Annotated in this window: 9 protein-coding genes; 3 read left to right on the top strand and 6 right to left on the bottom strand. The window is 62.9% G+C overall.

All coding sequences use genetic code 11. The features are described 5' to 3' along the window. A partial coding sequence (locus G486_RS24435) for a contractile injection system protein, VgrG/Pvc8 family (RefSeq protein ID WP_034388078.1) occupies window positions 1–779 on the top strand: 779 nt, incomplete at its 5' end. After that, on the top strand, window positions 745–1218 hold the full coding sequence (locus G486_RS24070) for a hypothetical protein (RefSeq protein ID WP_156920063.1): 474 nt from the start codon (window positions 745–747) through the stop codon (window positions 1216–1218). The genes G486_RS24435 and G486_RS24070, both read left to right, overlap by 35 nt. 857 nt (window positions 1219–2075) lie before the next feature. Here G486_RS24070 and G486_RS0116285 read toward each other — a convergent pair. The 5 genes from G486_RS0116285 to G486_RS0116265 all read right to left on the bottom strand — a co-directional run bounded on the left by G486_RS0116285 (window position 2076) and on the right by G486_RS0116265 (window position 5989). After that, the gene (locus tag G486_RS0116285) at window positions 2076–3362 is read right to left on the bottom strand and encodes a dihydroorotase (RefSeq protein ID WP_027016497.1); all 1287 of its coding nucleotides are present in this window, start codon (window positions 3360–3362) and stop codon (window positions 2076–2078) included. 92 nt (window positions 3363–3454) lie between these two features. Then, entirely contained in the window at window positions 3455–4417 is a 963-nt protein-coding gene (locus G486_RS0116280; RefSeq protein WP_027016496.1) for an aspartate carbamoyltransferase catalytic subunit, read from the bottom strand. Window positions 4418–4419: 2 nt separating this feature from the next. Further along, a complete protein-coding gene (gene pyrR / locus G486_RS0116275; protein ID WP_027016495.1) occupies window positions 4420–4944 on the bottom strand; it encodes a bifunctional pyr operon transcriptional regulator/uracil phosphoribosyltransferase PyrR in 525 nt (174 codons plus the stop codon). Continuing rightward, window positions 4944–5393 carry a Holliday junction resolvase RuvX gene (gene ruvX, locus G486_RS0116270; RefSeq protein WP_027016494.1) on the bottom strand — a complete coding sequence of 150 codons (450 nt, stop codon included), beginning with the start codon at window positions 5391–5393 and terminating at the stop codon, window positions 4944–4946. The genes pyrR and ruvX overlap by 1 nt, the downstream gene beginning before the upstream one ends. Then, window positions 5390–5989, bottom strand: coding sequence for a YqgE/AlgH family protein (locus G486_RS0116265; RefSeq protein ID WP_027016493.1), 600 nt, complete (start codon window positions 5987–5989; stop codon window positions 5390–5392). Before G486_RS0116265 ends, ruvX begins: the two co-directional genes overlap by 4 nt. A 24-nt stretch (window positions 5990–6013) precedes the next feature. Between G486_RS0116265 and G486_RS0116260 the strand changes: the two genes are divergently transcribed. Next, entirely contained in the window at window positions 6014–7480 is a 1467-nt protein-coding gene (locus tag G486_RS0116260) for a cryptochrome/photolyase family protein (protein WP_027016492.1), read from the top strand. A gap of 89 nt (window positions 7481–7569) precedes the next feature. Here the strand turns inward: G486_RS0116260 and G486_RS0116255 are convergent, their stop codons facing one another. After that, entirely contained in the window at window positions 7570–13563 is a 5994-nt protein-coding gene (locus G486_RS0116255) for a hybrid sensor histidine kinase/response regulator (protein ID WP_027016491.1), read from the bottom strand. Between the last annotated feature and the right edge of the window lie 19 nt (window positions 13564–13582).

The following is a 13582-nucleotide window of genomic DNA, read 5'->3' as shown; positions in this document are numbered from 1 at the left end:
TCGACGATGCCGGCGCCCACCGTCCCTTCGAGAGCGCGGCCTATGAGCGCATCAGCTTTTATGGCGAGAGCGCCAAGCTCGATGAGGAGTATTGCAGCCGCTTTGACGTGGCCGACACCCTGACCCCGGGCCAATGGGTCAGCGACGATTTTGACTTCACCAAGCCACGCGCCAGGCTGCAATCGAGGAGCAGGATGCCGCGCGAGACCGGCCACAACCAGCAGGAGATCTACCGCTGGCCCGGTGACTATCTGGAGCCCGGCGAGGGAGAGAGTCTGGTCAAGGTGCGCATGGAAGAGGCTGGCGCTGTGGGCAAGCGCGGCAGCGGCAGCGGCAGCGGCAGCGGCAGCGGCAGCGGCAGCGGCAGCGGCAATCTACGCGCCATGGTGGCGGGCTGCACCCTTGCGCTGGAGCACAATACCCAAAGCCAAACCGATTATCTCTATGCGCCAGGCAGTTTTACGCCCATGGTTCAGAGCAGGCAGAGCCCCGATCATGCCAAGCCAGGGCTGGCCTGGTTCCAGTGCGACCACCTAGGCACACCGATGGATCTGACTGATGCCCAAGGGAAAACCATCTGGGAAGCGGACTACGGCGCGTTTGGGCGAGCCAGGGTGGTAAGCACCTGCGCTGCAGCATGCGGTTTCAGAGGAGCTCAACTTGAAATTTTTGAAAATAATCCAGGAAGAAATCACTGGCATCTTCAAATGTCTCCCGGCAACGGGGTTCCTGAGCTTGTTCCTGGTGAAACAATCCCTGTTGCTCATCCTTCTAAGTAATAATTCTTTTGCTGAGGAGAAAGATAAAGAATATTATAAAAGCAGCACTTTCAAATCACTTTCATCACTACCTTTTGGCGGAGTAATAGTAAAAAATAAATCGAGAAATCGTGTTACAGAGTATTGTCCTGATGAAACCTGTGATCGATTGGTTATTTCAAGTCGTATACCAGAAGATATTTTTAATTCTATTTTATTATTTTACTTTTCAAGAATATCAGGCTACATTTATTTGGAAGAATGGAGGGAAAAAATCATCTTAATTGATTCTACAAATATACTTACCCCCTTTGCCAAGCATTGTTTAAATAAAAATGAAAAAGATATGGCTCGTTGTTTTTTGAAATGGGGGGCAAGCAAATATAATTTGCGTATCTATTTTATCAGATATGATGAAAACAAAGAATATATCTCAAGAATTAAAATTGAAGATTTGTAGTTTTTATATTTTGCAAATATAAAAGTTAAGATGAATAAATTTTTATTTGCAGGCTTCGCCCTATATTCCATTCAGGATACGACATCGCCTGCTCATACGGGCTCCAGGAGCGGAGAGGTGATGAAAGTTATATTGAAAAGCTTTCTCATGCTACATAAGAGTTATCTGCCCCAGATAGCAATAGATCAATATTTCAAGTTACAAGACAAGCGTGGAATGCATTCAAAATAGGAGGGATTAATGGATTATCTTGTCCGTGTGAGTAATTTTTTATGTGAATGTTGCTTGGTTTTTTACTTTTGCTTTATTTGTGCTGATTTCTCATTCGCATCAGGAGGGATTGCCGTTGTTTATGAGGCTTTTTTAATATATTTCTCATTCATTTTTTCCGCAATTTTAATAATCAAAAAATTAAAATCCAAATATAAAATAAAATCAATATTTATTTTTTCATGTTGTTTTCTCTCATATTATTTTGTTGCAAAAAAAGTACCATTTTCAAAATATGAAACATTAATATTATTATTCTTTTTTTTAAATATCTTATTTCTATTTTTGTATATTTTTTCGCAAATTAAAAAGCAAAACAAAAATATTTAATGAGCATGAATAATTCTCATAAGGCGTTTGCGAATTTTTGTGCAAACAGGTCGGACTTCAGTTAACCCGCTTGCAATCATCCACTTGGCATTCTTGATCCTCTTGCCCGGAAGGTTTTGAACACATTCTTGGAGCAAAACTGGCCGCTTTGCGCTTACCCAGGAAGGTCGGCTGCAAGCCGACCGCTCATGACCGGCTCCGCACGCCTTTCTCTGACAGCGCTTGCTGGACTTCAGCATGCAAAGCGGCGCAGGCGCTCAGGAGATTGCAAAAGCCTTGCCGCCAACCAGAGTCTGGCGTACGCGTGCGGGTAACTCATAACCTGCAAAAGGCGTGCTCTTGCCCTGACTCTTGAGCGCTTCGGGGCTGACCACCCAGGCCGCTTCGGGATCGACGATGCACAGGTCGGCGAGGCCGCCTTCGATCAGGCTGCCCAGCTGCAGGCCGCCCAAGGCCTGGCCCAGCACCTGAACCGGGGCGCAGGTCACGACGGCCAGCGCACGCTGCAAGGGCACGCCGCTGTCGCGCGACCACTTGACGGCCAGGGACAGCAGCAGCTCCACACCTGTGGCGCCGGGCTCGGCCTCGGCAAACGGCAGCACCTTGGCGTCTTCGTCCACGGGCGTGTGGTCCGAAACCAGCGCATCGATGGTTCCGTCGGCCAGGGCTGCGGACAGCGCATCGCGGTCGCGCTGCTGGCGCAGCGGCGGCATGAGGCGTGCACTGCTGTCGAAGTAGCCTATGTCGGCCTCGGTCAGGTGCAGGGAGTTGATGGATACATCGGCCGTGACCTGCAGGCCCTCGGCCTTGGCGCGGCGCAGCAGCTCCACACCTGCGGCGCTGGAGATGCGGCACAGGTGCACGCGCGCCTGGGTGCCGCGCATGAGCTCGAAGATGGTGTGCAGCGCTATGGTCTCTGCTGCCACGGGAATGCCGGACAAGCCCATGCGCATGGCCAGCGGGCCGCTGGCGGCAACGCCCTTGCCCAGGTGCATTTCCTGGGGCCGCAGCCACACGGTATAGCCGTAGGTGGCCGCGTATTGCAGCGCGCGCTGCAAGGTCTGGGTGCTGGGAATCGGCACCTCGGCCTGGCCAAAGCCTATGCAGCCGGACTCGGTGAGCTCGGCCATTTCGGTAAGTACCTCGCCCTTGAGCCCCAGGGTCAGCGCGCCCAGGGGAAACAGGCGCGACTGGTGCAGCTTCTCGGCACGGAACTTGAGCATTTCCACCAGGCCTTGCTCGTCGAGCACGGGCTCGGTATCGGGCGGGCAGACCAGGCTGGTCACGCCGCCGGCCACGGCCGCCGCCATTTCGGACTGCAGCATACCTTCGTGCTCATGGCCGGGCTCGCGCAGGCGCACCGCCAGGTCGACGAGCCCGGGCAGCACCCAGCAGCCCGAGGCATCGATTTCCTGCTCGGCCACAAAGCCTGCAGGCGCAGCGCCTATGGCCAGCACTTTTTCGCCATCCACGACCACATCGGCCTGGGCATCAAAACCACGGCCAGGATCCATGACCCGGCCATTGCGAATCAGCATCTTCATACTATTGCACCAAATTGGCTTACAGCCCTTATCCAACAAGCGCTGAAAGCTATCAAAAACATATCAACTTCTGCAGACAGGGCAGAGCCGCCTCAGGCCTCGTTGCCCGCCACAATCGACATCACCGCCATGCGCACCGCAATGCCGAACGACACCTGGGACAGGATCACGGCCTGGGGGCCGTCCACGACTTCGGAGTCGATTTCCACACCACGGTTGATCGGGCCCGGGTGCATGACGATGGCATCGGGCTGGGCCAGCTGCAGCTTTTCCTGGGTCAGGCCAAAGCTCTTGAAGTACTCCTGGCTCGAAGGCAGCAGGGCACCGCTCATGCGCTCGTTCTGCAGGCGCAGCATGATGATCACGTCGCAGTCCTTGATGCCTTCTTCGAGCTTGTGGAACACGCGCACGCCCATTTGCGCGAGATCGGTCGGCACCAGGGTGCGCGGTCCGACCACACGCACTTCGGCCGCACCCAGCGTGGTCAGCGCATGGATGTCCGAGCGCGCCACACGCGAGTGCAGCACATCGCCCACCACGGCCACGCGCAGATTCGCGAAGTCCTTCTTGTAGTGACGTATGGTGTACATGTCCAGCAGCCCCTGCGTGGGGTGGGCATGACGGCCGTCGCCTGCGTTGACCACGTGCACATGGGGCGCCACATGCTGGGCGATCAGATAGGGCGCACCCGACTCGCTGTGGCGCACGACGAAGATGTCGGCCGCCATGGCCGAGAGATTTGCAATCGTGTCCAGGAGCGATTCGCCCTTGCTCGCCGAGGAGCGCGCGATATCGAGGTTGAACACGTCAGCCGACAGGCGCTTGGCCGCGATCTCGAAGGTGGTGCGCGTGCGCGTGCTGTTCTCGAAGAACAGGTTGAACACGCTCTTGCCGCGCAGCAGCGGCACCTTCTTGACCTCGCGGTCATTGACGCTCACGAAGTTGGCCGCCGTATCCAGGATCTGGGTCAGGATGTCCCTGGACAGCCCTTCGGTGGACAGCAGATGGATGAGCTCGCCATTCTTGTTGAGCTGGGGGTTGCGCTTGTACAGCACGGTCAGGCCTCTTGGATGCGGAATTGAAAGGCGCCGCCCTCGTCGCGTGCCAGCGATAGCAGGCGGTCGGCAGGCAGGGTCACGCGGGCTGCGGCAAAGTCGGGCTGGAACGGCAGCTGGCGTCCGCCGCGATCGACGAGCACGGCCAGGCGCACGCTGGCCGGGCGGCCGTAATCATAGAGTTCGTTGAGCACGGCGCGCACGGTGCGGCCCGTGTAGAGCACGTCGTCGAGCACCAGGATGTCGGCGCCGTTCACGTCGAAGCCCAGCTGGGTCTGGGCGCTGGAGGCCATGCCGCGCTGGGCAAAGTCGTCGCGGTGCAGGGCCGAGGACAGCACGCCGGGCGCGCCATCAAGCTGCAAGTCCTTGTGCAGACGCTCCACCAGCCAGGCGCCGCCCGAGGCGATGCCGGCCAGACGCGTATTCGCCGTCATGAGGCTGCGCACGCCGCGCAGCAGTTCGCGGTACAAGGCCTCGGCGTCCAGCACCAGGCTGCCAATGCCGGCTGCGGCAATGGGTTCACTCATCAAAGACTCCTCAAAAACTGTTCAAGAATGATGCAGGCCGAGGCTGCGTCGGCATCGCGCGCACCGCCGGCCAGGGCTTCGGTAGTGCTGTAGCGTTCGTCGACCTCGTAGACCGGCAGGCCGAAACGCCCTTTGAGCTGGCGGCCGAACTTTCTCGCGCGAGCCGTGTTCTCGTGCTCGGCGCCATCGGGGTGGTAGGGCACGCCGATGACCAGGGCATCGGGCTGCCACTCCCGGATGCGCTGCGCAGCCAGGTCCAGCCGCTCCTGGGCGCCTTCGGCGCGCAGCGTGGGCAGGGGATTGGCCGTGAGCAGCAGGCGCGTGCCCACAGCACAGCCCGTGCGCTTGGCACCGAAGTCAAACGCCACAAAGCTCTGGAAATGGGCGGGAACGGCCGACAGGCCCGGGTTTTGCGGCCCGGCGCCAGCGCCCTCCTCGGCCTTGCTCATGCGTGCCCCGCTTCGGGAGAGATCATCCAGCGCTGCAGACCCAGAAGGCCCAGGGCGCGGTCGTAGCGATCGTCCACCGGGGTCTCGAAGATCAGATCCGCATCCGCGCCCACCGTCAGCCAGGTGTTCTCGGCGAGCTCGGATTCGAGCTGGCCTTCGCCCCAGGAGGCGTAGCCCAGGGTCACCAGCAGGCGCTTGGGACCAGCGCCGTCGGACAGGGCTTCAAGCACGTCCTTGGATGTAGTCATCTCCAGACCACCGGGTATGGTCATGGTCGAGGCGTAGGCCGACTCTTCCTTGGGCGCCCCTTCAATAATCATGGGGTCGTGCAGCACAAAGCCGCGATCGGTCTGCACCGGCCCGCCCAGAAAGACCTTGTTGCCGCGCAAGTCTTCGCGGCCCAGGTCGAGATCCACCTTTTGCAGCAGGCCCTCCAGACTCAGCGGCGAAGGCTTGTTGATAATCAGGCCGAGCGCTCCGCGCTCGCTGTGCTCGCACAGGTAAATCACACTGCGCGAAAACGCCTCGTCTTCCAGGCCGGGCATGGCGATGAGGAAGTGGTGCGTCAGATTGATAGGCGCAGTTTCTGCAGACATATTGTTCAATTTTACTGGTGATCCATGCCTGGTTCTTATGCCGTGGGCCTGGTCTGGCTCAGGCGCGATCTGCGCCTTGCCGACCATGCAGCTCTCCATCATGCACTGCGCCAATGCAGGCAAGTGCATCTGGTCTTTGTTTTAGATGAAACGATTCTGGCCGATCTGCCCAAATCAGACAGGCGTGTGGCCTTCATCTGCCAAAGCCTTTGGGCTCTGGATCAGCAGTTGCGCGATCTGGGCGGCAATGCGCGCCATGGGCTCATCGTGCGTCATGGGCGCCCGCAGGAGCAAATCCCCGCGCTGGCGCAGGAACTCGGCGCCCAGGCCGTGTTCTGCAACTGGGACGACGAGCCCTCGGCCCTGGCCCGCGATGCCCAGGTGCGCCAGGCCCTGCTCGCCCAGAGTGTGGCGCTGCAGGACTTCAAGGACCACATGGTGTTCGCGCGCCATGAGGTGCTTACCCAGGCCCGGGCCCCGTTCTCGGTGTTCACGCCCTACAAGAACGCCTGGCTCAGAAAGATCACGCCCTTTTATCTCAAGGCCTATCCCAGCGAGCGCGATCTGCCGCAGGCCCTGGCGCCCCGCCCGCCCGGCGACTGCCGCCCCATGCCCTCGGCGCAGGATCTGGGCTTTGATGCGCACAGCCCCATGGCAGGCGGCAGCCACGTCGCCCGCGACTTGCTCGCCGGCTTTGCGCCCAGGCTGGCCGACTATGACAAGACCCGCGACTTTCCCGCGCTGCAGGGCACAAGCCGCCTGAGCGTGCACCTGCGCTTTGGCACGCTGTCGATTCGCAGCGCCGCCGCCCTGGCCTGGGAGCAGGGCCGGCACTGCGAAGGCGCGGCGACCTGGCTGTCCGAGCTGATCTGGCGGGACTTTTACCTGCAGATCCTGGCCCACCACCCGCATGTGGAGCAGGCCTGCTTCAAGCCTGCCTATGAAGCCATTGTCTGGAACAGCGGCCCGCAGGCCGATGCCTGGTTCGAGGCCTGGTGTCAGGGCCGCACGGGTTACCCGCTGGTGGATGCAGCCATGCGCGAGCTGCTGACCACGGGCTTCATGCACAACCGGCTGCGCATGCTCACGGCCAGCTTTCTGACCAAGGATCTGGGCATCGACTGGCGACGCGGCCAGGCCTGGTTTGCGCAGCAGCTCAACGATTACGACCTTGCGGCCAACAACGGCGGCTGGCAGTGGGCGGCCTCCACGGGCTGCGATGCCCAGCCCTGGTTTCGCATCTTCAATCCCGTGACGCAAAGCCGCAAGTTCGATCCCGATGCCAGCTTCATCGCCCGCCATGTGCCCGAGCTGGCGCCGCTTGCCGCGCCCTTGCGTCACGCACCCTGGCTGGCGCGGCCGCTGGAGCTGGTCGAGGCCGGCCTGCATCTGGGACGCGACTACCCCTGGCCCCTGGTCGATCACGCCAACGCCCGCGAGCAAACCCTGGCGCGCTATGCGGTGGTCAAGGGATTGCAGGAGAACTCATAAAAAAGAAGCTGCCAGCGCTTGCCTCCATTGGATTTCAAGCTCATACAAGCCTGAAATCGCCTGGTAGCAAGCGCTGGCAGCTCTCTTTTTTAGCTTTCTACTTGCGTCCCCTGCAAAGCGTAGTGCTGTATCAAGCCCAGCAACTCCTCATCGGAGTAGGGCTTGCCAAGATAGTGATCGGCCCCCAGCTCGCGCGCCATGTCGCGGTGCTTCTGGGCAATGCGCGAGGTGATCATGACCACGGGCAGGTGCTTGAGCCCTTCGTCCGCGCGGATGTTGCGCAGCAGATCGAAGCCGTCCATGCGCGGCATCTCGATGTCGGACAACACCAGGGTGGGGCGCTCGTCCTGCAGTTTCTCCAGCGCCTGCAGGCCATCGGCCGCCAGGCTCACGCGGTAGCCTTCGCGCTGCAGCAGGCGCTGCGTCACGCGGCGCACGGTGATGGAGTCGTCCACCACCAGCACCAGGGGAACCGATGTGGGCGCGGCCTTGGCGGCCTGAGCCGCAGCGCCGCCATCCCGGGCCTCGGCCTGCTCCAGCGCGGCAAGGCGCGCGCGCACCTCGTCGCCATAGACGTTGGCCAGGGCCACGGGGTTGTAGATCTGGACCACAGCGCCCGAGGGCAGCACCGACATGCCGCTCAGGCCCGGCAGGCGCGCGAGTTGTGGCCCCAGGTTCTTGACCACCACTTCCTGGTTGCCCAGCACTTCGTCCACGTGCAGCGCAATGCGCTGTGCGGCACTGCGCACGATGACCACGGGGCGGGTGCGGCCCGCGCCCTCCTCGCTGCGCTGCGCGCCCTGCCACAGAGCACCCGCCCAGTAGAACGGCAGCGACTCCTGGCCGTCCTCGAACGCATGGCTGGCATACGCTTCGCCCAGCGTCTGCAGCGTGGCGCGGCGCACGATCTCGATCAGGCTTGCGGGCACGCCCACGATCATCGGGCCCACGCGCAGCAACACCACCTGGGTCACGGCCGTGGTCAGCGGCAGGACCAGGCGGAAGGCGCTGCCACGCCCGGCCTCGCTATGGGTTTCTATGCGTCCGCCCAAAGCGTTGACTTCGGAGCGCACCACATCCATGCCTATGCCCCGGCCGGCGACGCCCGTGACCTCGGTGGCCGTGGTGAAGCCGGGCTCGAAGATCAGCCGGCCCGCGTCCTCGGCTTCCAGAGCCTTGTCTTCGGGCCACAGGCCCTGGGACACGGCCTTGGCGCGTATGCGCTCGACATTCAGGCCCTCGCCATCGTCCTCGATGGACAGGGCCACGTCGTTGCGCTCCTGGCTCAGAATGATTTCGATGTTGCCGACCTGGGGCTTGCCCAGGGCCTGGCGCTGCTCGGGCTGCTCGATGCCATGGGCCACGCTGTTGCGCAGCAGGTGCTCGAAAGCCGGCAGCATGCGCTCCAGCATGCCGCGGTCCATCTCGATGCTGCCGCCGCGGATGTTCAGGCGCACCTGCTTGCCCATCTCCTTGGAGGTCTGGCGCACCACCGCGTACAGGCGCTCGGCCAGGGAGTCGAACTCCACCATGCGCGTGCGCAGCAGGTCGCGCTGCAGATCGCGCGCCTGGCGGCCCTGGGCGACCAGATCGTCCTCGGCTCCGCTCAGATCGCGCTGCAGATTGCGCTGCACCGTGGCCACGTCGTTCACCGACTCGGCCATCATGCGCGTGAGCTCCTGGACCCGCGTGAAGCGGTCGAACTCCAGCGGATCAAAGCCCGCTGCCGTGTCCTTGGACAGGGCCAGGCGCGACTGCATCTGGCTCTCGGCCTGGACCTCGATGTCACGCAGCTGGCCGCGCAGACGCTCGAGGTTGCCGCCCAGCTCCTGCAGCGAGCTGCGCGCCTGGACCAGGCGCGCATCGACGCGCGAACGCGCAATCAAGACCTCGCCGGACTGGCTGATCAAGCGGTCCAGCAACTGCGCACGCACACGCACCGTGTGGGCCATGGCCGGGCGCAGCACCGGGGCCAGAGGCGCGGGCGGCGGGACAAAGGCCGGCTCCTGTCCGGGCTCGGCATCGGCCTGTGCGGATGCGGGCTGAGCCGACTCCACGGGCTCCTGCACTGCGGGCGCCTGTGGCATCGAAGCCTCGCCCCAGTTGCCCGAAGGCTCTTGCTCGCCCACCAGGCGCAGCAGGTCGAAGCCGGCCTGCAAGGCATCGAAACGGCCCAGCAAGGGCTCGATGGCTTCGCCCGTGGGTGCATGGCTGTCGACCTGCTCCACCGCAGACTCCAGGCGGTGAGCCATCTCGCCCAGGCGCATGGCACCGGCCAGGCGCGCACTGCCCTTGAGCGTGTGCAGGGCGCGCAACACCTCGTTGCGCGCATCGTCCAGCGAGGGCCGGCCATGCCAGCGGCGCAGGGCTGCGCCCAGGCGCGGCAACAGCTCGACGGCCTCTTCCTCGAAGATGGGGAACAGGTCGGGATCGACCTCGTCCAGGGCCTCGATGTCGTCATCGGCATCGCTGCCCAGGGCCATGGCATGGGCAATGGCTTCGTCTATGCGCTTTTGCAGCTCGACTTCCTGCTGCGGATCGACCTGACGCGCCAGCGCCGAGTAGGCCGGCGGGGCCGTGGGCACCAAAGCCGCATCAGCCGCATCGACCTGGGCCTGGACCTCAGCGGCCGGCTCTGGCAGTTGCTGCTCCGGCTCTGGCAGTTGCTGCTCCGGCTCGGGCAGCACCTCGACCTCATCGGCATCCACAGCCAGGATGGCACGCAAGCCATCTTCGACCCCAGGCAGCGGGGTCTTGAGAAAGCCTGCGGCGAACTGATGCAGCAAGCGCCGGATTTCGCCCGAGGCAGCCAGGCAATCTGCGATTTGCGCTGGCTGGACACGGCCCAGCTGCTGCAAGTGGGCCAGCGCATGCTCGAGCAGGCGTGCCAGATTCGACAAGGCCGCAAAGCCCACGGTGGCCGAGCTGCCGGCCAGGGAATGGGCGAGTGCAAACGCATCGCCGGGCATGTCTGTCGCCGGCTCCTTGGCCCATTGCTCCAGCGTCAGGTCAAGTCGCCGCGACCAGTCGTCGGCCTCGTTGAGATAGACGTTGTACAGCGCCATGCTGATGCGCAATCCGTCCACGATCTTGATGTGCGCTTCTTCGGCTGCCGGCTCGGATTCGGACACCAGCTCTGATTCTGGCTCCTGCACGACTCGCATGGCCTCGGGCTCGCCGGCCTCGGCAGACGCCTGGGCAAAGGCCTGCGGCTCGGCGACAGCGGACAGGTCCAGATCCAGTCCCAGCTCCTTGAAGTCCAGCTCCAGCGTCTCTTCCGAGGTCTCCAAGGGCTGCGCCTCGGCATCGTCCTGCTCTGACGGCCCGGCCTGGGCAGCGGGCTGCAGAGGCTGCAGCTCCTGCAAGGCCTGCTCGAAGGCCGCAAAGTCGATCTCCTGCACGGCTGCCTGTTCCGGCGCCGATTCCTGTCCGGGCTCAGAAGCAGTCTCCGGCGCGAGCTCCAGAGACTGCGCTGCGGCCTCGTCGGAAAGGTCCAGATCCAGGCTCCAGCCCAGATCAATCTCGTCCGACGTCAGCTCCAGAGGCTCGGCCAGTTGGGGTTCGTCGCCGGTCTGGGGTATTTCAGGCAGCAGTTCGCCCAGGTCCAGGTCCTCGACCTGTACCTGGGATTCAGGCACAGGTTCTGCGGCGGTCTCAGCCTCAGACTCAGCCTCCTCACTGGGCAGCTCTGCTGCTTCGGCAACCAGCTCGGCCCTGCGGCCGGGCACGGGTGCCAACGGCAGATCCAGGCTCTGGCCCTCAAGGCGCATGGCATCGGCGGCCGCGCGGAACGGCGTGGCCAGCCAATCTTCGGCCTGCTTGTGCTCTATGGCATCGGCCCAGTCTGCAAAAGCCTTCAAGGCCCGAGCAGCCAGGTCCTGCATGTCTTGCGGCATGGGCTTTTGCGTGGCCAGCCAGGCATTGAGCATTTGCTCCATGGCCCAGCCGGCTTCGCCGAATTCGTCCAGGCCGACCATGCGCGAGCTGCCCTTGAGCGTATGAAAGGCGCGGCGCAGCGTGGTCTGCTCGCTGAGGTTGCCAGGCTCTTCGGCCAGGGCACGCAAGGCCTGCAAGCCGGTTTCCACGACTTCGCGCGCTTCTTCCAGGAAGATGCTCAGCAGCTCCTCGTCGGAATCGTCATCCGACAAGTCCAGGTCCAGAGACTGCGCGGGAGGCGCAGGCGGCACGGCCGGTGGCGACGCAGGCTCTTGCGGCTCCATCAGGGCCGTCACCGGCTCGGCCGGCAGCACGGCCTCGATGGCCGCTGCGCTCTGAGAGCTGGCTTCCTGGACCTGTTGTGCAGCCACGCCGCTGCGGCCCATGAGGATGCGCAGCTCGCCTTCGGCTTCGTCATAGACGAACAGCTTTCGCGCCATGCTGCGCTGGTAGCTGAGCATGTCGATCAGAAAGCCCATAGCGCCCAAGCTGTTGCCCAGCTTCTCGAACACGCGAGATTTGTTGCTGTCGGCCACTTCCCCGAGCACCAGATGCTCCACGGTGTCGCGCATGCGCTGCATGGCCTGGGCCGCCTGCTCCAGGCCCAGCACCGAAAGCACGCCACGCATCTGCGCCATCTGCCCCGAGACCGGGGCCAGCACGCTGGCATCGTCCGGCGCGCGGAAATACTGATCCAGATGCTTTTCGGCCTCGCCCAGCGTGGCCCGCAGCTCACCCACCACCGAGCCCATGGTCTGGTGCTCGCTGGACTGGCGATACAGCTCTTCCATCCAGGGTTCGAGCGGACGGGCCGGCTGGCCCTGCAAGGACTCTTCCAGGCGCTGCGCAAGACAGGCGGCCTGGCTTGCCAGCACATGGTCTTCGAGATCCATGGAGGCAAACGTGGCCTGCAAATACAACACGGCCGTGGCCACTTCCATGGCCAATTCGGCCGGAGGCGGCTCGCCGGCCTTGGTCACAGTCTCGCCGACCTTGATCAGCATGCTGGCCAGCTTGTGGCTCGCGGGATGGAGCTTGACCAGGGATTCGCCCACCTGGTTGAACTGCTCCCCCACCAGGCGCAGGCGGCTGCGATCTCCGCCGGCCACGGCCGACCAGGTCTCGGCAACGGCAGCCACGCGCTTGCGTGCCAGGGCCAGCACCGAAGGGTCGTAGCGGCCGAAGCGCTCAACCTTGTAGTCCGCCTGGGGCTGTGAGGGCTGGCCATAGGCCTGCAATACCATCTGCAGCACGGGTCCCGCCTTTTCACGGGGCTGGGCCTGCAGGCAGAAGAACAGCAGCTCCTGCTGCAATCGCGAGGGCGGCTCACTGCCGCCCTTGGCCATGGCCGCGTACTGCATGAGTACACGTGAAGCCATGCGCTTCACAAACAGGTCGCTGACGATCAGGCCGCTGGCCTGGGCATCGAAAAAGCCTGCGGCCAGTTTCCAGAAGCTGCGCACGGCCCCATCCTGGGGCTGGCCCGCAGCCAGTCGCAGACACAGGTCGCGCATCTGCGCCGCCGCCTCGGAGCCGGGCTCGCCCTTGACCAGGCGCAGGACCACGCCGTCGAGCAAGGCCCTGGCCGCAGAGCCATATTCCAGAGGCTGCGCTACATCCTCGGCCCAGTCTGGCTCAGCGAGCTCACGCTCCTGGGTCCAGAGATCGACGGGATGGGCCTTGTCATCGCCAGCCAGTGCCTGGATCTCGCGGTATTGCGGGAACAGGGCCACGGCCGAGGCCTGCCTGCCTGCGAGCAAGGCCTCCAGGTACTCGATCAGCGCAAAGCTGGCGCGCTCCAGCGAGGAGACCGATTCGTCCAGGCACAGCTCGGGGCGCTGCACAAAGCGGTTGACGGCATTCTCCATGGCCTGCAGCAGGCGCGCCGGAGCCTCCAGCCCCACCATCTGCAAGGCCCCGAATGCCTGATGCAACTGCTGGCGCGCTATGCGCAGTGCCGAAGTATCCAGGCTGTCTAGGTCCGACACGCGGGCCACCTCGGCATCCCGCACAAAACGCCTGACAGCCTTGCCGGCTCCCTCAAGCGACTTGCGCAGCTCATCAAGCACCCAGGCCAGAGGGCCTAGATCCTGTTCGGTCTGCGCAGTCTGTGCCGCGCCCATTTGCAAGTCTTCAACCACGGACATGGAAGCTCCCCAAGCCTCG

This window comes from Comamonas composti DSM 21721 (assembly GCF_000429845.1).
GTDB classification, from domain to species: domain Bacteria; phylum Pseudomonadota; class Gammaproteobacteria; order Burkholderiales; family Burkholderiaceae_C; genus Comamonas; species Comamonas composti.
The sequence above is the reverse complement of the archived record's forward strand: the minus strand, read 5'-3'. Positions and strand labels throughout refer to the sequence as shown.

Bases quoted from the DNA above. Each gene is read 5' to 3' on its own strand.
- G486_RS0116285 (WP_027016497.1), bottom strand. From the start codon at position 3,362: ATGAAGATGCTGATTCGCAATGGCCGGGTCATGGATCCTGGCCGTGGT.
- pyrR (WP_027016495.1), bottom strand. From the start codon at position 4,944: ATGAGTGAACCCATTGCCGCAGCCGGCATTGGCAGCCTGGTGCTGGAC.
- ruvX (WP_027016494.1), bottom strand. From the start codon at position 5,393: ATGAGCAAGGCCGAGGAGGGCGCTGGCGCCGGGCCGCAAAACCCGGGC.
- G486_RS0116265 (WP_027016493.1), bottom strand. From the start codon at position 5,989: ATGTCTGCAGAAACTGCGCCTATCAATCTGACGCACCACTTCCTCATC.
- G486_RS0116260 (WP_027016492.1), top strand. From the start codon at position 6,014: ATGCCTGGTTCTTATGCCGTGGGCCTGGTCTGGCTCAGGCGCGATCTG.
- G486_RS0116255 (WP_027016491.1), bottom strand. From the start codon at position 13,563: ATGTCCGTGGTTGAAGACTTGCAAATGGGCGCGGCACAGACTGCGCAG.